Here is a 23,788-nt window from a genome sequence, read left to right as displayed (position 1 = left end):
CTTATCCCTCCTTTTCATGCAGTAATTGATCTAAAAGATATTCTGCTTCGTGCAGGATTTCCATTTGATCATCACCTTCTAATTCTAGCAGCCATTTTCTTCCTTCTCCATGCTGCCATAACGGGCTGATTGACTGCTCCAGATTTGTTTCTTGAAAAGCAGTTGCTAACTCTTCCAAAAAACGACCGCCATGTTGCCATTCAGATCGTTTAGCTGCCATGTTCCATTTATAACCGATAATATAGCTATGCTCTAATTCCTGATTCAAATAGGTAATCATTTCTGTTATCTGGCCATTAGTGAACCAGACTTCCTTGTCCTCCGCTACTTGCGAAAAAATGATCTGGATTAATGTCTTCCCTGTTTTCCATTGATTGGTGATTTCTATTAGCTGTTCCGTCACACTTGGAATATCTGTCCAACCACTAGCATCTACTGGTACTTTTTCAAAGCTAATAGGAGATAGAGGTCGGAATTCAAGCTCTGCATTATTTTCAGATAGGGTGACAAGGTAGCAACCCTTTTCCCCTGTTTCTTTCGTTGACCTGCCTTGGATATTTCCTGGATAGACAACTGGCGGACTTTCCGCTACTATTTCGCGCTTATGTATATGCCCTAGTGCCCAATAATCAAATCCAGCTTCTTTCAGTTCTGTCAGTTGAAAAGGTGCATAACTTGCATGATCCTGGTTGAGTTCATTTCCTATACTTCCATGTAACGTAGCGATATGAAAACAATCATCGGCTGTTGTTTTCTGGTACTCTTTCGTTTTGTTTTCCACTACTGCTCTATTTTCATAACTAAAGCCATAGATTCTCGCTTGGACTTGTCCATCTTTGATAAATGGGAAGGAGGTAACCTCTTCTTTATCAAAAACATGTACATTATCCGGGTAGTTACGCGGAAAGGACTGACTGTTCAAATAATCATGGTTACCGTAAGAGAGGTATACCTTAATCTGGTGTTCTTGTAATCTTTGAAAAGCTTTCTGCAATGCCATATGCGCTTGCATGCTTTGTTCTTCCTGGTCAAAAATATCTCCTACTAAAAGGACAAAATCTACTTGATGTTTGATGGCTTGTTCGGTGAGATTTTCTAAGGCTTGAAATGTACTTTGTCTAATATCTCTTAATAGCTCATATGGGATGTCTTTCAAACCTTTAAATGGACTATCTAAATGTAAATCCGCACAATGAATGAAAGAAATTTCCTTTCTCACAATTCTTCACCTTCTTCCTCTCTCTATTGTAGCAGAGCACAAATAAGAATGCACGTTCGTTTTGTCATTTTTGTGGAATTTTATGTTAAAATTGAAATATGGGGGGGGGGCGTGGCGGTATGTCTGTTAAATTAGTGAAACCAACGAAAATGTTAACGAGAGAATATCAGGATTTCTACTTGGAGTGGAAAAAAAGCGGTGAGAAAACAATTATTGGTGTTGTCAATATTAGACATCGATTATCAGAAATGCTTCTTGCCATTGGAGGTCATATTGGTTATGGTATACGTCCGAGTGAGCGAAAGAAAGGTTACGCGACCAAAATTTTGGAATTGGCGTTACTTGAAGCTAAAAAGATAGGGATCACTAGAGCACTCGTTACTTGTGATGCTGACAATATCGGTTCTCTGAAAGCTATTTTAAAAAATGGTGGAATAGAAGATGGAGATTATGTGGAAGATGACGGTAATGTCGTGAAAAGGTTTTGGATTGAATTATAGGGACTTCCTTCAAAACATGAACAAGGAGTCCTTTCTATTTTCGGACTCCTTGCGACAATATTATTTTAAACCTCTCGATTCATTTTCTATAGCTTCATTAAATTCTTCTTTCACAACTTTTGATGGATTTGTTGGGGTTCCAAAAATAAGGCTGACGATAATGATTGCAACTGCACCTAATGCAAACCCTGGTACAATTTCATATAAATCAAAAATGCCTCCTTCAAGCTGCTCCCAAACGATCACTGTTAAAGCTCCTACCACCATTCCGGCAATCGCTCCACCTACAGTTGTCCTTTTCCAAAACAAACTCAATATGATAATCGGGCCAAAAGCTGCTCCAAATCCTGCCCATGCATATTCGACTAAATCAAGAACTTGGCTTTCAGGGTTTTGAGCAATCAAAATCGCAATAATCGCGATGATAATGACTGCAATTCTTCCGATCCACACTAATTCTTTTTGGCTTGCATTTTTTCTGATGATTCCTTTATAAAAGTCCTCTGCAACCGCACTAGAGGATACTAACAATTGCGAATCAATCGTACTCATAATCGCTGATAAAATTGCAGCTAATAAAATACCTGCAACCCATGGATTAAATAGTTCTTGCGTGAATGCTATAAAGACTGTTTCTTCATTATCTAGCGGTGTGTCGGCAAAATAGGCAATCCCCGCAAAACCGGTAAAAATCGAACCATATAAAGCAAATACCATCCATGACATTCCTATAAATCTGGCCTTTGGGATTTCTTTGGTCGATTTTACAGCCATAAACCTTGTTATGATATGTGGCTGTCCAAAATAACCTAGCCCCCATGCTAGTAATGAAATAATACCAATAGCTGTGGTATCGGTAAATGCGTTTAGAAATCCCGGATCTATCCTTCCCACTTGATTGACCACTTCATTCCAGCCACCTGCAGCGTTAATGGCTACGATTGGTACAATAATTAATGCTAAGAACATTAGGATACCCTGGAAAAAGTCTGTCCAGCTTACTGCTAGAAATCCTCCTAAAAATGTATACGATATAATGACAATGGCTCCAATCCATAACGCAGATTGATATTCTATTCCAAAGGACTGTTCAAATAAAATGGCTCCCCCGACCAGTCCTGCTGACGTATAAAATGTAAAGAAAATTAAAATAACTAAAGCGGAAATGACACGTAGAATCCGGGATTGGTCTCGAAAACGATTTTCTAGAAAGTCTGGAATCGTAATGGAATCCTTGGCAACTTCGGTATAAGTCCGTAACCTTTTCGCTACGAATTGCCAATTCAAGTATGCCCCTACTGCTAAACCTATCGCAAGCCAGATTTGATTCATGCCACCTGCATACATGGCACCTGGCAATCCAAGCAAAAGCCAGCTGCTCATATCAGAAGCTCCGGCACTTAGAGCCGCTACACTTCCACCTAAATTTCGGCCACCTAAAACATAGTCGGAAAGGTTATTCGTTAAACGAAAGGCAATAATTCCAATAACTAACATTCCGACTAAATAAACGATAAACGTTATCAAAGTAACACTATCCATTATTTACTCTCCTCTTTCTGTAAAAAAGGTGATTAACGATAAGAGAACAACGGATAACATCGGGACTAATAACCACCCCCATGTTGCTGCATTGATTGTTTCCTGTTCCATCAAGATCACCACCTAGTCAATTATGTATACATAGTGTCTGTATTGATTTACTATATATTCTAAAAAGATTTATTTTATCATATCTGACCCGTTGTAAACAATGATAGAGTTATTGGAAAGTCGAAGTTCAGAATATTTCCAATCTTGATCCAGTATGGTATCATGGTAAAAAATACTAAAGGAGGTCTATTACTTGGTCCATGATTCTGTAAGAAAATCTTTTTATTTAAGACAGTTAGAAGCACTTATCAGCCGACTCTCACCTCATGATATTCCTCAAGATTTGGAAAATGCATATGGCAGAGAATTATCGGGTTATACCGGTGAAAAGCAATTACCTTATCATTTGCATATGGTGCAAAATGAAAAAATGCTGTTGTATGGTATCCGGTTACCTTGGCAAAAACATTATTTCCAAATGGACAACCTATCCTTTTTCCTAAAGAAAATCTTCATTTGTGAAGTCAAACACCTAAAAGGCAAGCTATTCATTAATGAAGCAGATCAATTAGTCCAAGAACATGAAGATGGAAAAATCGAAATTTATGATCACCCACTTTTACAAGCTAAATTCCAACAAGAAAAATTAGAAGCGCTGCTTACTTTACACGGCTTCTCTTTTCCCCCAATTCATCCAATCGTTGTTTTTACTCACCCGAATGCCAACCTTAACTTTCAGCATCCTGATATGATACCCGTTCAGCAATTGTCTCTCAGAATCAAACTTTTCCTCCAAGAACAAACAGCTAACAACGAATATAACTTTACTGAGAGCAGACACCTCATTAATTTCATTTCAGCCCATCACCAAGAACGAAAAGTAAAGATACATGACAAATTTAAGATAGATCTTCGAAAAATAGTACGAGGTGTATTTTGTCCATCATGTCAGTATGTAAAAGCAAAAAGGATTTATGGAACTTGGCAATGTCCTAAATGTGGTATTAAAGACAAAATGATGCATGTCCATGCGCTTAAAGAGTGGGCATTGATCTTCGGTCCAGTAATAACTAATAAACAGGCCAGATGGTTTTTGGACGGCATATCAATAGACCTGACGAAAAGATTATTAAGACAATTAAACTGTCCATTTGTCGGGAGTTATCGAGATCGAAAATATGACTTAACTATACTATTAAATTAAAGAGACAACTTCTATGAGTTTTCTGGCAACTTTGGCTGGTTTACTGGCAACTCTCTCGACTTTTCTGGCAACTTCGCTTGGTTTACTGGCAACTCTCTCGACTTTTCTGGCAACTTCGCTTGGTTTACTGGCAACTCTCTCGACTTTTCTGGCAACTTCGCTTGGTTTACTGGCAACTCTCTCGACTTTTCTGGCAACTTCGCTTGGTTTACTATCAACTTGGACAACCAAACAAATTTGAAGAAGCTATTTCGCTCGTCGCGAAATAGCTTCCTCTTTTTCTTATTCTTTTTTCGATAGCTGTAATGCTTTTTTGAAGTCTTTTAATGAGGTGGATGTGCCGTACATGAGTACGCCGCCTCGATATATTTTGGCTCCTAAAATGGCAAATATTATAATGGTTACAATTAATATTAGAATACTTAATCCCACTTCCCAGAATGCAATATCCAGTAAACCGACACGCAGGAACATTGCCATTGGCGAGAAGAATGGGATATACGACGAAATAACAACAAATGTTGATTCCGGCATACTCAAACCGATCATTGAAATCATAAAGGCAGCAATAATTAAAAATGTGACAGGAGTCATCAATTGCTGTACATCTTCCGTTCTACTTACTAATGATCCTAACATCGCTGCTAATGTCGCGTATAAGAAATAGCCTAACAGAAAGAAGATGATCGCGTATATAAATGTAGAGACACTGACATCAGATAGTCCGAAAAATTCAAAGAAATCACCAATCAATTCATCTTGCTTCTGCATAATAACGAAGTAAGCTGTCCCTAGTAGCAGAATCATTTGGGTTAGACCTACCAAGCCTATTCCAAAAATTTTGGCAAACATTTGACTGACTGGTGAGGAACTTGAAATTAAAATTTCCATTACTCTTGATGTTTTTTCGTTGGCTATATCCATCGCAATCATGTTTCCATACAAGATGACCGCCATATATAGTAAAAATAAGATCGCATACACAAGGCCACGTGCTCCGCTTAACTCTTCTTCTGTTTTGACGTCACTAGCATCACCGTTACCTGTAGCAATTAATTCATTCTCAAAAGAAACTGGCTCATAGATTGAAGCAATGACAGCGGGATCAATACCTGATTGATTGGTTGCCATCTCTACTTTTATTTGTTGTAATTGGCTTTCTAATATATTTTGTGCAGTTTGATTAGTATAATCTCTACTATAGTAAGTAGCTTCAGGTAATCCTTCTTCCGTTTCCCTGATATCCAACACAGCAATAAATGATTCTTCCCCGACCGCATCTTGTGCTTCTTCTAGTGTGCCGTCAAAATGCTCTAATTCAAAATCTGCTTCCGTCCTTGATTCTAATTGTGAGTATACTTCTTCTTGTTCTGTTAAAACTGCAACTTGGTCTGTCTCATCTGAACCGAACATTTCTATAAATGATTGAACATTCGACATTAGAACGATTAACGCTAGAATGATAGCAGTGGTGATAATAAATGATTTTGATTTTATTTTTGATAAATAAGTATGAGAAAAGACAATCCAAAATTTATTCATATGACTCACCAGCTTTCTCAATAAAGATGTCATTCAGGCTTGGTTCATCCAATTCAAATTTACGGATAAATCCTTTTCCTGATATTTCCTCCAACACACTTTGGGAGACATCTTCATTTTCAATTTGACAAAGGACACCATCACTAAAGTATTTCACTTTCACAACACCAGCGACGTTTTCTAAGAAGGATAAATCAAAATCCGCTTGTATTGATAAATTTTTCTTACCGAATGATCGTTTAATTTCGCGAAGATCACCATGTAAAATCGGTTTTCCGTGCTGCATCATGCATAAATGCTGACATAATTCTTCTACATGCTCCATCCGGTGTGAGGAAAAGACGATCGATGTTCCAGAGTTTTTTAATTCGATTACTGCCTTCTTTAACAATTCGACGTTAACAGGATCCAACCCGGAAAAAGGTTCATCCAAAATTAGCAGCTTTGGTTTATGTATGACCGCCGATATAAATTGGATTTTTTGCTGGTTCCCTTTCGATAATTCCTCTACTTTTTTGTCCATATACTGTGGAACTTTTAAATAATCAAGCCAACTAGTCAATTCATCTAATACTTCTTTCTTTTGCATCCCTCGTAATTTCCCTAGATAAATTAATTGATCGCGAACCTTTAATTTAGGATATAAACCTCTCTCCTCTGGTAAATAACCAATTTGATCACTCTTGCTGTAATCGATTGTTTCTCCATTCCAGGTAATAGATCCAGATGTTTGATCTAATAAATTGAGGATCATTCGAAATGTTGTTGTTTTTCCTGCGCCATTTGCACCAAGAAAACCGAATATATTCTTTTCAGGTATCTCGATCGATAAATCATCAACAGCTGTAAATGATCCAAATCTTTTCGTAACATTCTCTAATTTTAACGTCACATTCTTTCACTCCTTCCAATTATTATTACGGTAGTAACAGGCAAAAAGTTTCAAATAAAAATGAGCTACAGTAAATACTGCAACTCATGATGTGTTCGTTATTGTTGTTGTGCACCATATAATTCTTCTAATGGTTTTGTAATAATACGGCTAATATCATTAATCAAAACATTGACACGTTGTTCTTGTTCCATTAGTTTGGAAATGTCATCATGTTGTTGAACAAGTTCTACAACTTGTTTTGCCTTTTCAACTTCCTCTTCGGTAATTTCCATACCTTGCATTTGTTTCTGTTGCAACTCTAACTGTGTGTTACGGAAATTATCGAACATTTGCTTAGAATTCGGATCTTCCATTACTTTATCATAAGCAGCTTTTAAATCCTTGAATTCGTCGCTTTCTTGAATTGCTTTTTCAAGCTCATTTGCACTGTCATAAACGTTTGACATAAAATAAAATCCTCCTAAATAGTTACGTCATGCATAGGTTGCTATACCTTCATGTATATGTTCCTACATGTACTTTACCACTATAACAAAGATTTAAACGACGATAAAGAGAATCGCCTGAATTAATCCAATTAACCCACCTAATAAAGCACCTAAATAAGTAATTAGTTTAAATTCTTTTCTAGAAATCGATAAAATGATCTCCTCTATCCGTGAAGTTGGAAAGGACGCAACTTGATTTTCGACCATTTTCTCCACTTCTAAATGTTGTAGCATATTCGGTACACTATCTGACAATTTACTAAATAACTGCTCGACTAGTAACGGTAGCACCTTTTCCTTTATTGGATAGGAAAAAGGGGTTATTAATTCTTGAATCGGTTTGTTTAGCCATTCTTCCACTGGGATATTGTCATGAATTAATCCGTGCAGTAACTGTTGTGTTTCTTCTTTTTCAAACAATGGTTCGATAAGTTGTATTTCCTGGTGTAAAAGGTTTGTCCACTCTTTTTGGACAGCTTGCTGGATCCATCTGCTTCCGTCATCAGAACGTAAATAATCCGTTACTAATTGCTGGATTTTTAGCGCTAATTCACCACTACTGAACATCGATAACATCATACTTCCTAGAAAACCTTTAGATTCAGCGTATTGTTTAATTACTGCTTCTATCTTTTGATGAGTTTCTTCATTATTTAATAAATCGATTCCTTTATCTCGCAAAAGAATGGATGCCTTTTCCATTTCCTTCTCTGCCATCACCTGACCAAGCCAATGCTTGAGTGGTTTTTGTTGGTTTTTTTGCAAAAAGTTACGCATTTGCTCCATGACTTTATCCGCAATCATTCTTTTCACACGATCAGCATTTAGATTTAGTTGAAACTTATCTGACAGTTGGCTGATAGTGATGGATTTGGCCAGAAAATGCTCCCACTCTTTGTTTATCTTTAGTTGTACTTGTTGTTTTAATCTCTGGTCCTGCAGTTTTAATTGAATGCTATCGATCGTTACTAAGTGATTAACAACCAATTGACCGAGTTGTTTCGCTAATTGATCACGCCTTTTCGGGATAACACCCGGGGTAAAAGGCACCTTCCATTTACCGATATATTTTGCCTCATATGGTCGAAACAGCATCTTAATAGCAATGGAATTGGTTAATCCACCAATAAAACTCCCTATCGCCACCATGAATAGTATTATAATCAGGTTATCCACCGTTCTTTCCTCCTTTCCGCTTTGTAAAAAGTATAGTACTCTTTCCTGTTGCATATAATGAATTAGCCTATATGAAGAAAGCTGGTGCTCATATGCGACAGACATTCCAAATAATAGCCTATCCTAATGACAAAAATAGAATGATTGTCCCTATTGAGATTTACTATCGCTTAAAACAGATATCTATGCTTCAGCATGGTTTACAGAACATTCCTTGTGATATCTTAAGCCACCATAACAAATCGGATACGATTTACCTTTCTTCTTCGATCATGAAGCAATTTCATTTAATTAATCATGCACCAATCATTTTGGATATCGACACACACACCTGCCATATGAACTATCTCTTCGGTGTTTTCAGCCATCGCTCGCCACAGCAAACATCCTATGAAAGATTATATCAGGAAATGGCTAGTGTCGGACATACACACGGATTTAAGACAATTTTTTTCTCCTATCATCACATTCATTCCCAAACAAATAGCTTAACAGGAGTTGTTTGGCAAGAACAGAAGTGGAAAACGATCGAAACAGATATACCGCCTGTCATATACAACCGCATACCTAATCGTAAAATCGAGTCACATAAAAAGGTACAAAAAATTAAACAACATTTGACCACAAACTCTATTATATTTAATCCTGATTTTTTTAACAAATGGCAAGTTTACGATGATATCATAAATCATGAACGAATCAATTATCTTCTACCTGATACTACTTTTCATCCTTCGACCCAGACCATTAGGCATAAACTCTCCCAGCATCCAATTACACTTATGTCATTGAAAGATGATGATACCAATCATTTCTATTTAGAAGAAGTAGGAGGTCTTCTTTTTGTTACGCACAACTATAACAGTCGCCAATATTATCAAGACCTTGAACAATTTAAGCAAGCGTTCTTCCCTAACGGCTTCCAGCAATATGTATTACAGGACGCGTTAGATTTAATGCAACATCAGGGAGATCCCTTCTATTTAAGAGTTCATACAAACAAAACGAAGCAATGGCAGGTGTCCTTTTTATATGGCAGAAAAAATATCGGGAATGAAATAGTTAATTTAGACACACTGAATTTAGGGAGAAATATCGTAAAAAAAGTAAAAGAATTAGCCATAGTATTAAGCAAGCTGTTAGAAAATATGTTACCTGGCACGATTGGAGAGATAGGCTTTGATATCGGTATCGACCAGGAACGGAGACTCTGGTTACTAGAAGTTCAGGCAAAGCCGAGCTGGCAAGTATTTTACCATCCTGCTCTTGCAACTAAAACACAAGATTATTTCACTTCATTATTTGAGTTCTCGTTAGCTTCTATCTCTAGTTTTGAATGATTTTCACCTTTTGGTTCAAACTATGCTTAGAGGAGGGAGTATCGTGGCAAAACCTTCATCCAAAAAACAGACAGATTCCCGCGAGAAATATGAAGTAGATGTTGACCGTATGATTAATGAAGGAATGGCTGGTGGTACAGCACATTCGGTATATGGTCGGATGCAAATCGAACAAGCGAGAAAATTGCCAAAAGAAAAAGAAGCCTTTCCCGCCGAAACAGACGGAGAGTAAAAATACACACACTCTTTGAAAAGTGTGTGTATTTTTATGGAGTTAACGCTCATAGCACAGATTCTTTGTTATAATAGATGTAAATGATTTTCAATGAAAGAGGCTTAAACATGTTAGAACAACTTCAACAAATGTTTCCTAATTTAGTTACGCATACAAATGAGACAAAAATGGATACGATTTCGTATAAATGGTATGTCACAAACGAAAATGACATTATCGGAGTACCAAAAGATGAATTAACGGAGAGAGAATCGAAAATTTTAGAAATATTACTAACGCCATATAAGGCTAGTCAACCACCGACTACTGAACGTGAAAAACTATGGATGGATATTTTATTTCAACAAGAAATTCCTAAAAAAATGATAGAAGCTAATTTGTCTGCCTTTCATTTTGTTTATTTTTCTCTATCAGATGAGTCGATTGATCCTGAATCTTTTCGAGAAGCGATCCATGGTTTGTTCCCACAAAAGACTTCGATCCTTTGGGAAAACAATCATGAAGGAGTAATCATTCAGGAAGAAATCCAAACAATGGAGGACTTTGTATCCTATTCAGAGATTATCGAGGTACTGACGACAGATTTTTATATCAATATAAAGCTTTTTGTCGGTCCAACATTACATCATATTCAACAAGCACCAAATTTCTATGAATGGATTAAAAAATGTTACTACTTAACCAGACGCCATAATCATGATGTTTTGGATTATATTAAAGCGATTCCGTACCTATTTTTACATGATATAAGTGATAAAGAACAACAGATGATTACGGATTCGATCCTTAATGAGGTAAAAAGTGACGAAGAATTATTAAAAACGGTTCAGGTCTTTCTGGAGTCCAATTCCAATACGACCTTAGCGGCAAAAAAAATGTACATGCACCGTAATAGTTTACAGTACCGTGTGGACAAGTTCATTGAGAAAACGGGGATAGATGTGAAACAATTCGATGGAGCTATTGCCGTTTATTTATGTCTGCTCATGCGCACAAAATGGTAAAATGAGACAGTTTTTTGCTTGATGGACATGCTTTTGTAACCGTGCACAAATAGGCTGACTTTTTTTGTGCACGCTTTCTATTTACGTTTGGACGTTTTATTAGTAAACTAATAGACATAGATGAAACGCTTTCAACAAATTAGGAGGGGAATACAATGGCAGAATTATCATTAAGAAACATTGACAAAATTTATACAAAAGGTGAAGACAAAGCAGTTGACAACTTCAACCTTGAAATTAAAGACAAAGAATTTATCGTATTCGTAGGTCCATCTGGTTGTGGTAAGTCAACTACACTTCGTATGATTGCAGGTCTTGAAGAAATTTCTAGTGGAGAGTTCTACATCGATGACAAATTGATGAATGAAGTCGCTCCTAAAGACCGTGATATTGCGATGGTATTCCAAAACTATGCACTATATCCACACATGAACGTATATGACAATATGGCATTTGGTCTTAAACTTCGTAAATTCAAAAAAGACGAAATCGAGCGTCGTGTAAAAGAAGCAGCTCGTATTCTAGGTTTGGAAGCTTACTTAGACCGTAAACCGAAAGCACTTTCAGGTGGTCAGCGTCAGCGTGTTGCATTAGGTCGTGCAATCGTCCGTGATGCAAAAGTATTCTTAATGGATGAGCCGTTATCAAACTTGGATGCGAAACTTCGTGTACAAATGCGTGCGGAAATTCAAAAGCTTCACCACCGCCTACAAACAACTACAATTTACGTTACACACGACCAAACAGAAGCGATGACAATGGCAACTCGCCTTGTTGTATTAAAAGATGGTGTTATCCAGCAAGTTGGTGCTCCTAAAGAAGTATATGACAAGCCAAACAACATCTTCGTTGGTGGTTTCATCGGTTCACCAGCTATGAACTTCTTCAATGGTACATTAGAAGAAGGAAAAATTGCACTTGGTGATACAAAAGTAGAAGTACCTGAAGGAAAAATGAAAATTCTTCGTGAGCAAGGATATGTTGGTAAAGAAGTAGTACTAGGTGTACGTCCAGAAGATATCCATGATGAGCCTGTCTTCTTAGATGCTAACCCAGGTAAGAAAATTACCGCTACGATCGACGTATCCGAATTAATGGGTTCTGAGTCTTATCTATATTCTGAAGTAAATGGTCAAGAGTTCGTTGCACGTGTTGATTCTCGTACAGATATCCACGGTGGTGAAAAAATCGACTTAGCATTCGATATGCATAAATCCCACTTCTTTGATAAAGACAATGAACAACGCATTCAATAATGTAATCAAACCCGTTTCGTTCTTCGAAACGGGTTTTTCTATTTCCTAGATTGACTTATCACGGTGCTTATCGTTTGTAAGACTCCCACTTCAAGCTTCAAGTAACTGAGATAAGTTCGCTAATGATCAGTGGGGGTTAAAACTAGTCTGATCGTTCGTACTCTTATCAATGAACCGAAGAACATTTATTTGCTTCACTCAAACTATCATGATAATTCATGCTCATGGATAACAACTTCTTCGGTATAATTACAAGCTGAACAAACTCCAACGTGAACACATTGATGTGATGAACTGGAATTAGGTACTCCATCAATCAATTGTGCATCGTTTATTTCAATATAAGGCGCATAATCATCATAGTAATCGACAACCTTACCTCCATCTAGCATATGTGCATCACATACCGGACATCTATGCTCCATTTTTTCTAAGCCATTACATAGATAACAAATATACATATTTATCCTCCGCAATGAAACTCGACTTATTATTAACCTTCGTTTTACTTATATTTTGTACTTTTTTCATTGCCTTACAACTTCTTTTATAAATTCTTAATCTGTAAAAAGGAGACACTTAAATAAGCGTCTCCTTCTCCTTATTATTCAATTATTGTTGTTGGTTTCCACCAAATTGTTGTTCAGCCATTGTTACTAAACGTTTTGTGATTTCTCCACCAACAGAACCGTTAGCACGAGAAGTAGAATCTGCACCTAAGTTTACACCAAATTCTTGTGCAATCTCATATTTCATTTGATCTAGTGCTTGCTCTACTCCAGGAACAACTAATTGATTTGAATTGTTAGTTGCCATCTTTGATCACCTCCTGTACCCCATATTGTGAACAAAAAGGAGATCAATATGCTTTAATTTTGTTAGCAATTTCTAGCAACAAATCCAACGTGTTTATTTTGGATAAGTCATTTCTTCTGGCTTGATCCACTCATCAAATTGCTTAGCTGTCAACAAGCCTGATTCAACTGCAGCTTCTTTTAATGTTGTATTATCAGCAAATGCCTTTTTGGCAATCTTTGCCGCATTCTCATAGCCGATATGCGGATTAAGTGCTGTTACTAACATGAGTGAGTCATTTAAGTTTTTCTCAATTTGTTCATGGTTTGGCTCTATTCCGACAACACAACGATCATTAAATGATAGCATACTATCTGCTAATAGTTGGGCAGATTGCAAGAAGTTATAGGCAATAACTGGTTTAAAAACATTTAATTCAAAATTACCTTGACTTGCAGCAATACCAATCGCTGTATCATTTCCCATCACTTGTGTAGCTACCATGGTAATTGCTTCACTTTGTGTCGGATTAACTTTACCAGGCATAATCGAGCTTCCTGGTTCATTAGCAGGAATCGTAATTTCACCAATTCCACAACGAGGGCCACTAGCTAACCAGCGCACATCGTTACCTATTTTCATCAAGTCTGCAGCTAATCCTTTTAATGCTCCGTGTGCATAGACTAACTCATCATGACTTGTCAATGCATGGAATTTATTTGGTGCAGAAACAAAATCTTTTCCGGTATATGCACTGATTTTTGCTGTTACACGCTCTGAAAATTCCGGATGAGCATTTAATCCGGTACCAACAGCAGTACCACCAATAGCCAATTCTTTCACATAGGGAATACTGTCTTTGATCATCGATTCTGTTTTTTCCAGCATGCGATGCCAGCCACTAATCTCTTGTCCTAACGTTAATGGAGTAGCATCTTGCAGGTGTGTACGTCCAATTTTCACAATATCATCAAACGCTTCCATCTTTTCTTTTACTGTTGCTTTTAAAGTTGCTAATGCAGGTAAAACAACGTCCTCCAATTTACGAACAGCAGCAATATGTAAAGCGGTTGGATAGGTGTCATTGGAACTTTGTGATTTATTGACATCATCATTTGGATGTAATGTAACATCACTATTTTGTTCCTTTAACCACAGATTTCCTACATAAGCAATCACTTCATTAACGTTCATATTGGATTGTGTACCACTACCTGTTTGCCATACTACTAATGGGAAGTGCTCATATAATTCACCAGCTAAAATGCGGTCTGCAGCGTGTTTAATCGCATCCGCTTTCAATTGTTCCATTAAACCTAGTTCGCTATTTACAATAGCTGCACTTCTTTTTAAAATTGCAAAGCCTTCAATAATTTCTGTTGGCATTGTCTCACTACCGATTGGAAAATTTTCTTTACTTCGCTGTGTTTGCGCTCCCCAATACTTATCTTTTGCCACCTTCATTTCACCGATAGTATCACGTTCAATACGATAATCCATTAAACATTCTCCCCCTTATGTAATCTTCATTTATCACGAGGCCAAGAGTCCGTAAAATCCCCCACTTAAAATTTAGACCAAGTCATAAAAGCTCTAAGTTGGGAGATAACGTTCCCTAACACCTTGATAAGTTTCCCTTTATATTGTATCAAAAAAAGCAAAAAAAATAGAGACAAAACTATTTTGTCTCTACATAAGGTATACCGGTACGATAAAGCCCCCTTGTTTCCATTCCCCCGAGCCCTTTTTCACCAGTAAGTGTGTTTTTTAACACATCATAAACATTCACTTTATCCATAAAAGGTGTGTAGGCTACTTTTGCTACAACATAGACGGGATCTAACGCATGAATATTGACGCGATCTGGTGAGCTTGCAAAATTAGCCCCTGCGCGAATAAGTGATTCGAAGTGTGATTGACATGCCCCTGCAAAAATAATTAATTGATCCAGATTGGGAGACCATGCTCTCGCTTGACGTACAGCTTCGACAAAAAAGCGTGTATTTCGGTATGCTGACATATCTTTTTTACTGCCCTTTGATTCTGAATAAGCATCATGACCGGTAATAACGATAATCTCTGGCTGCACTTTTTTTACTAGGTCTTCCATTTCAATGGGTAATTCCTTTTCTTGCACATACACACCATGCACTTGCAATCCTAATCGCTGATATAATTCAATGCATTTCTTTAAATAAAGTCGATCACCATCAATGTGTAGTACTTTTACTGGTAATTGAAATCGTTGAATATTACGTGGCTCTATTTTTTTATGCTCATAATCTTTTTTTTCTTTCATTAGTTGATAATCTTGACGAAAAAGACGATATGAATACTCTTCTTTTTCTTTTATTTCATCCTGTCTTTTTCTGATATCTTCTTCTGGTAAAATACGAAGATCATCAACAGGTGCATCTGCTTCTAAACGTAAATCTTCTCCGTGTAGTAATACCTTATCATCATTTATATTTTTGATACGAAAAACGATATCATGTTTATAAGAATATCGTGTCACAAGCATTCCTGTCATCAGCTTCACCAAATCACCCCATAATGAGCTTGCTACTATAGGTTATGTGAAGCTAGTGTTTTTGGTGAATAAGACCAAAAACGCAAGCGACTAACACACCCAACTTTATCTACAGGATCAAGTTTTATCATACGCTAGCTAATGTAAAAAACCAAGAAGCTAAATCTTCTTGGTTTAAGGATAAAGACCAAAGTATTCTTCTAGTGTTACTTGTGCTTGATAAATTTCTGTCGCTGTTTCTTTTCCTACGTAACGTAAATGCCATGGTTCGTAACTGTATCCAGTAATGTCTTCTTTTCCTTCTGGATAACGAATGATAAACCCATGTTCATGGGCATGATCTTCTAGCCATTGGCCTTCCTCTGTTTCAATAAAACTTTGTTCCAAAACAGCCACTAATGCTGCTGAGGCAACATCCATTGCTAACCCTGTCTGATGCTCGCTTGTTCCAGGTTTGGCAGAGAATTTATCCGCATGATCTTGACCTTTTGTTTCAACATTATATTCATATATTTGTTTCTGACGGTCATAGGAGCGATACCCTGAAACAGCTACTAGTTCTAAGCCATCTTCCTTTGCGGCTGCAAAAAGGTCCTCCAGTGCATCTGCTGCTACTTTTCGTATTAAACGCTTCGGATCCCCTTCTGCTGCATGGTAAGGAACATTCGCCTCCACTAAGTCATCCGGTTCGAAACCGTCTGGTAATTTTCGCTGTTTATTGACAACAAGTGATACACTTTCAGGATTATCGATAACTGTCAGTGTATTATCTTTATTTTCATCGATTTGTTCATTTTCCTGCTCTTCTTCTATACCTTCTTCTCCTTGCTCTTCATCCTCTTCTTCCACTTGGACAAAAGATTCTGGTTCTTCCTTATAATCATGTTGAGTTTCTCTTTTTTCTGTCTGTTGTGCTAAAAAGTTTTCTTGTTGACATCCAATCAAGAAAGTTATTAGCAAGGTAAAAATTGCAGCTTTTTTCATTTTTATAACCCTTTCCATATGACAACTATTATTACTATAACATATTTTATACAGAATCCATATAGATGGAGAGAATTAAAATAACTGTTAAAAAGGTGTAGTAGATACAAACTGCAACAAGTAATGAAAATTCTGTTTGAAGTAATTATCCTCGAAGAGAAGACTTTTTTCCTCGGAACAAGACGGCGCTTCCGGGGATATCTCCTTCCCTTCCATGGATATAGTCGATTATCCTCGGAAGGGAAGACTTTTTCCTCGGAACAGGACGGCGCTTCCGGGGATATCTCCTTCCGTGAGGTTCACAAGACAGCATAGAAAACACTACGAAAGTAATTTTTGTTTGATTAGATGTTGCACTTGTTCCCAACGAAGTATTCTGCCGGAGCGATTTGTCAGCATTCTCAAAGGAAGAATGGAAGAGAGCAAATCGTTACTGCGAAGTATATGGATTATGTAAAATAAAAAACCTCGTCGATTTAACGAACGAGGTAAACGCTTATGATTCCCATATATAGCTGTTATATGTTTCACTCAATTTTTTGAATGTTTCTTTATTGTTATCATCGATAGATTGGTTTATTTCTTCTTCCAAGCGTGCCTTATTCCAAGTAAAACAAAGATCGTCCAATACAAGCTGTGACGCTAAACGAATTTCATACGGAATCTCTCTTCTAGCTCTAAGTACCGAATTTGGATTCATATGGAACACTTTCAATTGATAACTCACCTTATGTTTTTTCATGAAGCACGCCTCCCTTTCTAAACTCTTCTTGAATACCATTTTATGACGAAAAATACTTTTTGTTAATGGTTATTAAACATCTTCCCTGAAAATGGTTATCTTAAACGTATGGTAATGCTTTTTAGCAATTTTTTTAGCGATTGGGAAACACTAAAAGTAGACGTAAAACACTTTCATTTGATAAGCTTATCTTACTATAAGAAACATCGGAGGACGCTTATGGATCAATATCATAAATACAAAGAAGGAGAAAAAGGGGCATGGCTTAGTATTATCACATATATCTTGCTAGCCACTGTTAAATTAGTCATTGCCACCATTGGTAATTCCTCCGCTTTACGTGCTGATGGCTTAAATAACGCTACTGACGTTGTCGCATCAGTAGCTGTTTTAATCGGTTTAAAAATATCTCGGAAACCACCAGATGAAGATCACCATTACGGACACTTCCGCGCAGAAATGATTGCTTCACTGATAGCTGCCTTCATTATGATGATGGTTGGTATCCAAGTACTATTTGATACACTCCAATCTATTCTTGCTGGCGACTTTTCACAGCCAGATATGTTAACAGCTTGGACAGCTTTAGGGGCAGCAATTGTTATGTTTATTGTATATCTATATAATTTACGCTTGGGGAAAAGAATCAATAGTAGCGCACTTCAAGCAGCCGCTCAAGATAATAAATCTGACGCACTTGTAAGTATTGGGGCATTTGTCGGAATTATCGGGGCCCAATTTCAAATATACTGGCTTGATCCGCTAGCCGGTGCAATTGTAGGTTTGATTATTTGTAAAACAGCCTGGGATATTTTTAGAGAAGCTACACATACACTAACTGATGGGTTTCAACCAAAAGAATTAGATCAAATCAAAAAAAGTATCCATGACCATCCTGATGTATTAGAGATTAAAGATGTAAAAGGAAGATTGCATGGGAATCAAGCCTTGATTGAAGCAACTATTTATGTAGAACCACATATGACCGTGGAAGAAAGTCACGATATTACAGATCGTATTGAGGAAAACTTAAAAGAAAAGCATGATGTACCACATGCCCATATTCATATTGAACCGTATGAAGAAGAACAATGATGTCTTTTAGCACATACTATAACAGGAAGGGGGGGAGATTATAAACCTCCCTTCATCAAATTCCACCTTGCCATTTTCCCTTTTTTCAAACAGCAGATATACTAAAAAAGACTGTAACCAAATTTAAATAGGTTACAGTCCTTTTGCAATTCATTTATAACGGTACTAACGTCCTTAAGCACCTACGCTTTGATAAGTTTTGCTATTGATCAGCTGAGGTCAAATTTCCCACTGATCATAGTCTCACTTTAGCTAAGAGAGAGTCAATATTCACAAAACCGTATGCTGTTTCCTGATATGTGCCATAGCCAATCGTTGTTTGCTCTTGCTCGATTTTCTCAGCTCCAAATTGTAAATAAAACTGATGAGTTGGGTTGTTTGTTAATACCCAAATTAATAATGACTGATAGCCTAATTCTTTCATTTCTTCCGCGAAAGCTTTTAACAAACGTTTCCCTAGTCCTTTTCTCTGATGGGATGGTAATAAATAAATCGCAAAAATTTCCCCATCATACCCAAAGCGATCGGTTCTTTCTTTACCTCCTGAAATAAATCCGACAATTTCTCCCTCTTCCTCAATCACTGTTACTGGTTGTTGTTGTCGCGGTAACTTCAGTATGGTTTCCCAATATATTTGCCGATGTTCAACTGTTGTATTGGATAAATCTTGTTCATTGATTAAATTCTGATAAGTAGCTTTCCAGCTATGTACATGAACCTCTGCAATAGCTTGCGCGTCTTCAATACGTGCTTTTCTAATATGATACATGTGTTAACACCCTAACATTTAAATGGTTAAAAGAAACACTGTTAAAATCGCACTTAATACAACAAAAATAACATGAATTCGGAGCCAAGCCAGCAAAATTGCCACTATTCCTGCAACGACACCAATATATGGCTGGTCTGGTATGACTGTCATAATTCCAGGAAATATGAGTGCACCTAATGCGGCATATGGAATGGCTTGTAACCACTTATTCACCCAATCGGGAAATTGAATAAAATCAACGATAAAAGCAGGAATTATTCGGGGAATCACTGTGACAAGTGCCATTCCAATAATAATAACCCATATCATCATATTTTCTCCTCCTCTAATACGAAAATACCGATAAATGCACCTAAGACAGTACCAACTACAATTCCCCATCCATCTCCTATGTATGGGCTTACTATATAGTTGATCAACATTGCAGCAATACTTATAACTGCAATCCGTTTATATTTTCGTATCGAGGGAATCAGTAATCCAATAAACATCGCATATAGCGCAACACCCATACTCTGACTTAGGTTTTGAGGAATGATGTCACCGAGCATGCCACCAAGGAACGAGCCCAAAACCCAAGATAGATAGGAAGTAAGCATAATCGTTCCATAGAAAAAGTATCCATATGCCTGATTTTCCTGCTTTTTATAAATAGATGAAACAGAAAAGGTTTCATCAGTTAAACCCAATGATAAACCAAATTTCCACTTCCGTGCATAATGCTTAATTTGGTTAATAAAAGATAGGCTCATGACAAAATGACGGAAGTTTAAAACGAACGTCGCAATGATAATCTCTAGAGCACTGACACCAAGACCAATCATACCTGCTCCCATAAATTGAGCTGCACCAGCATAGACAAGGAGACTCATACCAGTAAGCTCCATTAATGTCATCCCAGCCTGCTTCGCTAAAACACCGTAAGCAATGGCTATCGGTAAATAGCCCACAACAATTGGTGATCCGGCAATGAATCCATCTCTTACCTGCATCTTGATTAACTGTTTCTCCTCTAGGTCCATTACAACTTTTTCCCCTTTAGCTTATGCTTCGATATGGTCCTGATCTGTTAAGATAATTGGCCCTTCTTTAGAAATCACTAATGTATGTTCAAATTGCGCCGAACGTTCCCCATCAACCGTACGTGCAGTCCAATTGTTATCATCCATTTTACTTTGCCATACACCTTCATTAATCATTGGCTCGATCGTAATAACCATACCTTCTTTAAGACGCGGTCCTTTGCCAGCCAAACCAAAATGCGGAATTTGTGGATCTTCATGAATCGTCGGACCAATTCCATGCCCTGTAAACTCACGAACTACTGAATAGCCTTCTGCTTCCGCATATTGTTGAATAGCATGACCAATATCACCGATTCGATTTCCCGGCATTGCTTGTTCAATACCTTTATATAGGGAAGTTTTGGTTACTTCTAATAAATTCTTTGTTTTTTCATCTGGTTCACCTACTACATATGTCCATGCAGAATCTGCTAAACCACCATTGAGGTTGACAACCATATCGATCGTCACAATATCACCATTCACTAGCTTTTCATCACGTGGAAAGCCATGGCAAATTTCATCATTTATAGAAGCACAAGTAGCATATGGATAACCGTTGTATCCTTTTTGTTCTGGAGTTGCGCCATGTTCTGCTAAAAAGGAGTCAACAAATTCATCTATTTCTTTTGTTGTTACGCCTGGTTTAATTCGCTTTGCAATTTCTTTATGACAACGTGCCAGTAATTTACCAGCATCGTGCATCATATCTATTTCACGTTTACTTTTTCTAGTGATCATTTAAAACTTCCTTTCTGAATCCTTTGCCAATTTTCATCTCTATAAAGTTTATCATATTTTGCTGAAAAGATGTGTAAGAAAATACTCTTGCCTTTTGGAGTAATTGAAATATGGACAAGTTTAATATATTTTAAAAACCCGTTTCATTCTTGTAATGAAACGGGTTCATGTTTTGTCAGGCTAGCTGTTAAGAAAGCCTATTTTCTTGTTAAATTAGTACGCGCCGTATCCCCAAGAAGCACCAATGATGATTAAGAGAATAAACAACACGACGATTAGCGCAAAACCTGAGCCGTAACCATATTGTTGTGCACCCATCTATATCCCTCCTTATAATACTTACACTTATAAACTATGTAAGAGGAATGAAATTGGTCAGTGTTATAACGGAAAATGGGTGATAACCTACTTAAAAATATCTTTGACACTGTAATACTCCCCGTTCTGAATCGAAGCTTCATCTAACAAACGATCTATTAATACTTTTGCGACTACATCCGTGTCACGGAGTTTGTTTTCTGTTTTATAATTTTTAAATTGATCAACATCTACAAACTGACTTGGATCTGCAGAACGAATTTCACCTTGCATATCTGTATCCATAATACTCGGATCAAATAGAAATATTTTATGACCAGTGCCTAATGTTTCTTGTTCCAATGCTACTGTATTCGTGTAACGATCCAGTCCTGCTTTTGTGCTTCCATATGCATTCCAGCCGTATACGGATCGATTGGCTGCTCCTGAAGTTACATTAGCAATAACTAATGATAAGTCTGTGTCACGCCAGGCATCCAACCATAAATTAGTCACTACCATTGGGGCTAATAGATTGACATGGACATGGTTAGTTAACTGTGCAATGTCTTGTTTCCCTGCTTGTTCAATCGGCGAGACTAATGCTGCATTCTGCACTAATTGCAATGATTCCACTGGCTGCTCCTTCAAAAAAGAAATGATGCTTTGAAATGTTGCTTCTGTTTGTTCGATATCGGATAAGTCGACTTGATAATGCTTATAGCTTCCTGGTAAATCAGCATTTTGCAGTTCTTGATTTTTTCCTCTGGCAAGTCCTATTACATGAACAGAAGCTTCCATTAACTGTTTTGCTATCGATGCACCAAGACCTTTTGACGTTCCTGTTATAACAGCATATTTCAAATGATCACCTCATTTTTTTGATTGATCTAAAGCTTGTTTCATTGTAGAAATAATATCCTCTACATCTTCAATACCAACAGAAATTCTGACTAACCCCTTAGTAATACCTAATGTTTCTTGGGACGACTCCGGCAAACTACGATGGGAAGTAGCAATCGGGTAGGACACCGTTGTTTCTACTCCTGCCAATGTTGCTACAATTTTAATCCAATCCAGTGATTCAAAAAAAGTTGCAATATCCGCTTTGTTCGTAATGTCGATCGTTACAATCGCACCATTTCCTTTTTCTGAAACAAATTCTGGATAATAGACCTTATCTATAGCTGGATGTTCAGCTAGTGCATCTGCTAATTTAGCTGCATTTTTTACATGACGCTCCATACGGACACTTAATGTTTTGAGACCTCTTACTGTTAACCATGCTTCAAATGGGCTTAAATTGGAGCCTAAATTGACCATTTTTGTTTTGGCTTTTGCAATTAAATCTTCGTCACCTACTAATACACCCGCTGTAATATCACTATGTCCACCTAGATATTTGGTTGCACTATGTACAACAAGATTAACTCCCAATGCATAAGGTTGTACTAAATAAGGAGTGGCAAATGTGTTATCTATCATTGTCTTCAAGTTATGCTTCTTGGCAGTTTCGACTACCCTTTCTAAATTTTCAACTCGTAAAAGCGGATTGGTAATCGATTCGGTATATAGTAATACTGTATTTTCTCGAATATCCTGTTCCAAACCATTTTCGAAGGAGACAAAACTTACTTCAATACCAAATGCGGTTAGTTCATTTGCTAGCAATTCATACGTACCGCCATATAAGTCTTCAGACGCTATAATATGATCTCCAGCTTTTGCAATTGAAAGAATTCCAACCATGATTGCTGACAGTCCTGAAGAAGAAGCGATTCCTGCTGGTGCTGCCTCTAATTTGGCTACAGCATGACCTAGCTCATCTGTGTTGGGGTTGCCTACTCTCGTATACAAATATTCTCGTTCACCCTTATAGAAATTCTCAATATCTTCTAAGTTTTCGAAAGTGAAAGCTGATGTTTGATGAATCGGTGTTACTTTTGTTGGTACACTTTCTTTTCTTTTCATTGTTACGTGCACAGATTTCGTATCAAATCCTTGTCCCATTGTTGCTCGTCCTCTCTATCTAAACATTCTGACTTTTTTCTAATACTACTTTAACGCAAAAATCAAGTTTTTCCAATTAAGAAAAACCCGATCCTTCATTTTGTTAAATACAGAGTAGATATATACTGCGAAGTAGTGAAAACTCTGTTTAGTGAGCTTTCTTCCATTCTTCTGAAGTTGCGTGCTCATTCGTCGCTGCGGAAAAACACTCCCTTTCCGGGGGCACGGCCTCAGCTAACTTGGTGAAGAACATCACTTCACCAAGTGGATCTTCGGCTCGCGCTGTTCCCCCAGGAGTGTCGCATT

27 protein-coding genes are annotated in these 23,788 nt (G+C 37.3%); 7 read left to right on the top strand and 20 right to left on the bottom strand.

The window, feature by feature from the left end; all coding sequences use genetic code 11:
* Nucleotide 1: 1 nt before the first annotated feature.
* The gene (locus J5J03_RS12600) at nt 2-1,219 is read right to left on the bottom strand and encodes a metallophosphoesterase family protein (RefSeq protein ID WP_208589977.1); all 1,218 of its coding nucleotides are present in this window, start codon (nt 1,217-1,219) and stop codon (nt 2-4) included.
* A 119-nt stretch (nt 1,220-1,338) separates the two neighbouring features.
* Between J5J03_RS12600 and J5J03_RS12595 the strand changes: the two genes are divergently transcribed.
* Nucleotides 1,339-1,719, top strand: a complete 381-nt coding sequence (locus tag J5J03_RS12595; RefSeq protein WP_208589975.1) for a GNAT family N-acetyltransferase — start codon at nt 1,339-1,341, stop codon at nt 1,717-1,719.
* A gap of 60 nt (nt 1,720-1,779) precedes the next feature.
* Here J5J03_RS12595 and putP read toward each other — a convergent pair whose 3' ends face one another.
* Entirely contained in the window at nt 1,780-3,261 is a 1,482-nt protein-coding gene (putP, locus tag J5J03_RS12590; RefSeq protein WP_208589973.1) for a sodium/proline symporter PutP, read from the bottom strand.
* A gap of 304 nt (nt 3,262-3,565) precedes the next feature.
* Between putP and J5J03_RS12585 the strand changes: the two genes are divergently transcribed.
* Nucleotides 3,566-4,516 (top strand): NERD domain-containing protein, encoded by a 951-nt coding sequence (locus J5J03_RS12585; protein ID WP_208589972.1) that lies wholly within the window; start codon nt 3,566-3,568, stop codon nt 4,514-4,516.
* Nucleotides 4,517-4,527: 11 nt separating this feature from the next.
* Here the strand turns inward: J5J03_RS12585 and J5J03_RS12580 are convergent, their stop codons facing one another.
* The 5 genes from J5J03_RS12580 to J5J03_RS12560 form a co-directional block, all read right to left on the bottom strand.
* Nucleotides 4,528-4,734, bottom strand: a complete 207-nt coding sequence (locus J5J03_RS12580) for a hypothetical protein (protein ID WP_208589971.1) — start codon at nt 4,732-4,734, stop codon at nt 4,528-4,530.
* A 64-nt stretch (nt 4,735-4,798) separates the two neighbouring features.
* Nucleotides 4,799-6,058: an ABC transporter permease gene (locus J5J03_RS12575; protein WP_208589970.1), complete on the bottom strand. Its 1,260-nt coding sequence runs from the start codon at nt 6,056-6,058 to the stop codon at nt 4,799-4,801.
* Nucleotides 6,051-6,950: an ABC transporter ATP-binding protein gene (locus tag J5J03_RS12570; protein ID WP_208589969.1), complete on the bottom strand. Its 900-nt coding sequence runs from the start codon at nt 6,948-6,950 to the stop codon at nt 6,051-6,053. The genes J5J03_RS12575 and J5J03_RS12570 overlap by 8 nt, the downstream gene beginning before the upstream one ends.
* 98 nt (nt 6,951-7,048) lie before the next feature.
* A complete protein-coding gene (locus J5J03_RS12565) occupies nt 7,049-7,399 on the bottom strand; it encodes a YlbF family regulator (protein ID WP_208589968.1) in 351 nt (116 codons plus the stop codon).
* A 93-nt stretch (nt 7,400-7,492) separates the two neighbouring features.
* A complete protein-coding gene (locus tag J5J03_RS12560) occupies nt 7,493-8,617 on the bottom strand; it encodes a DUF445 family protein (protein WP_208589966.1) in 1,125 nt (374 codons plus the stop codon).
* A gap of 92 nt (nt 8,618-8,709) precedes the next feature.
* Between J5J03_RS12560 and J5J03_RS12555 the strand changes: the two genes are divergently transcribed.
* The 4 genes from J5J03_RS12555 to J5J03_RS12540 all read left to right on the top strand — a co-directional run bounded on the left by J5J03_RS12555 (nt 8,710) and on the right by J5J03_RS12540 (nt 12,452).
* Nucleotides 8,710-9,957 carry a YheC/YheD family protein gene (locus tag J5J03_RS12555; RefSeq protein WP_208589965.1) on the top strand — a complete coding sequence of 416 codons (1,248 nt, stop codon included), beginning with the start codon at nt 8,710-8,712 and terminating at the stop codon, nt 9,955-9,957.
* A 43-nt stretch (nt 9,958-10,000) separates the two neighbouring features.
* The gene (locus J5J03_RS12550) at nt 10,001-10,189 is read left to right on the top strand and encodes a hypothetical protein (protein WP_231710734.1); all 189 of its coding nucleotides are present in this window, start codon (nt 10,001-10,003) and stop codon (nt 10,187-10,189) included.
* Between the two features lie 110 nt (nt 10,190-10,299).
* A complete protein-coding gene (locus J5J03_RS12545) occupies nt 10,300-11,196 on the top strand; it encodes a PucR family transcriptional regulator (protein ID WP_208589964.1) in 897 nt (298 codons plus the stop codon).
* 155 nt (nt 11,197-11,351) lie between these two features.
* A complete protein-coding gene (locus tag J5J03_RS12540; RefSeq protein WP_208589963.1) occupies nt 11,352-12,452 on the top strand; it encodes an ABC transporter ATP-binding protein in 1,101 nt (366 codons plus the stop codon).
* A gap of 206 nt (nt 12,453-12,658) precedes the next feature.
* Here the strand turns inward: J5J03_RS12540 and J5J03_RS12535 are convergent, their stop codons facing one another.
* From J5J03_RS12535 to J5J03_RS12510, 6 genes are all read right to left on the bottom strand, one after another.
* Nucleotides 12,659-12,913 (bottom strand): hypothetical protein, encoded by a 255-nt coding sequence (locus J5J03_RS12535; protein WP_208589962.1) that lies wholly within the window; start codon nt 12,911-12,913, stop codon nt 12,659-12,661.
* A 151-nt stretch (nt 12,914-13,064) separates the two neighbouring features.
* Entirely contained in the window at nt 13,065-13,268 is a 204-nt protein-coding gene (locus J5J03_RS12530; protein WP_018933661.1) for an alpha/beta-type small acid-soluble spore protein, read from the bottom strand.
* Nucleotides 13,269-13,361: 93 nt separating this feature from the next.
* On the bottom strand, nt 13,362-14,747 hold the full coding sequence (fumC, locus tag J5J03_RS12525; RefSeq protein WP_208589961.1) for a class II fumarate hydratase: 1,386 nt from the start codon (nt 14,745-14,747) through the stop codon (nt 13,362-13,364).
* 178 nt (nt 14,748-14,925) lie between these two features.
* A complete protein-coding gene (gene yabG / locus J5J03_RS12520) occupies nt 14,926-15,786 on the bottom strand; it encodes a sporulation peptidase YabG (RefSeq protein ID WP_208589960.1) in 861 nt (286 codons plus the stop codon).
* 165 nt (nt 15,787-15,951) lie between these two features.
* Nucleotides 15,952-16,761 (bottom strand): M15 family metallopeptidase, encoded by an 810-nt coding sequence (locus tag J5J03_RS12515; protein WP_208589959.1) that lies wholly within the window; start codon nt 16,759-16,761, stop codon nt 15,952-15,954.
* A 496-nt stretch (nt 16,762-17,257) separates the two neighbouring features.
* Complete coding sequence (locus tag J5J03_RS12510; RefSeq protein ID WP_208589958.1) at nt 17,258-17,503, bottom strand: IDEAL domain-containing protein; 246 nt, start codon at nt 17,501-17,503, stop codon at nt 17,258-17,260.
* A 219-nt stretch (nt 17,504-17,722) separates the two neighbouring features.
* Between J5J03_RS12510 and J5J03_RS12505 the strand changes: the two genes are divergently transcribed.
* A complete protein-coding gene (locus J5J03_RS12505) occupies nt 17,723-18,598 on the top strand; it encodes a cation diffusion facilitator family transporter (RefSeq protein ID WP_208589957.1) in 876 nt (291 codons plus the stop codon).
* Between the two features lie 235 nt (nt 18,599-18,833).
* Here J5J03_RS12505 and J5J03_RS12500 read toward each other — a convergent pair whose 3' ends face one another.
* From J5J03_RS12500 to J5J03_RS12470, 7 genes are all read right to left on the bottom strand, one after another.
* Nucleotides 18,834-19,367 (bottom strand): GNAT family N-acetyltransferase, encoded by a 534-nt coding sequence (locus J5J03_RS12500; RefSeq protein ID WP_208589956.1) that lies wholly within the window; start codon nt 19,365-19,367, stop codon nt 18,834-18,836.
* Nucleotides 19,368-19,385: 18 nt separating this feature from the next.
* The gene (locus J5J03_RS12495; RefSeq protein WP_208590011.1) at nt 19,386-19,679 is read right to left on the bottom strand and encodes an AzlD domain-containing protein; all 294 of its coding nucleotides are present in this window, start codon (nt 19,677-19,679) and stop codon (nt 19,386-19,388) included.
* The gene (locus tag J5J03_RS12490) at nt 19,679-20,392 is read right to left on the bottom strand and encodes an AzlC family ABC transporter permease (protein WP_208589953.1); all 714 of its coding nucleotides are present in this window, start codon (nt 20,390-20,392) and stop codon (nt 19,679-19,681) included. The genes J5J03_RS12495 and J5J03_RS12490 overlap by 1 nt, the downstream gene beginning before the upstream one ends.
* Before the next feature lie 21 nt (nt 20,393-20,413).
* Entirely contained in the window at nt 20,414-21,175 is a 762-nt protein-coding gene (map, locus tag J5J03_RS12485; protein ID WP_208589951.1) for a type I methionyl aminopeptidase, read from the bottom strand.
* 213 nt (nt 21,176-21,388) lie between these two features.
* Nucleotides 21,389-21,493, bottom strand: coding sequence for a YjcZ family sporulation protein (locus tag J5J03_RS12480; protein WP_018933651.1), 105 nt, complete (start codon nt 21,491-21,493; stop codon nt 21,389-21,391).
* A gap of 87 nt (nt 21,494-21,580) precedes the next feature.
* Entirely contained in the window at nt 21,581-22,336 is a 756-nt protein-coding gene (locus J5J03_RS12475; protein ID WP_208589949.1) for a (S)-benzoin forming benzil reductase, read from the bottom strand.
* 9 nt (nt 22,337-22,345) lie between these two features.
* Complete coding sequence (locus J5J03_RS12470; protein WP_208589948.1) at nt 22,346-23,482, bottom strand: trans-sulfuration enzyme family protein; 1,137 nt, start codon at nt 23,480-23,482, stop codon at nt 22,346-22,348.
* Nucleotides 23,483-23,788 lie beyond the last annotated feature (306 nt).

Source organism: Gracilibacillus suaedae (assembly GCF_017599345.1).
GTDB lineage: Bacteria > Bacillota > Bacilli > Bacillales > Amphibacillaceae > Gracilibacillus > Gracilibacillus suaedae.
The sequence above is the reverse complement of the archived record's forward strand: the minus strand, read 5'-3'. Positions and strand labels throughout refer to the sequence as shown.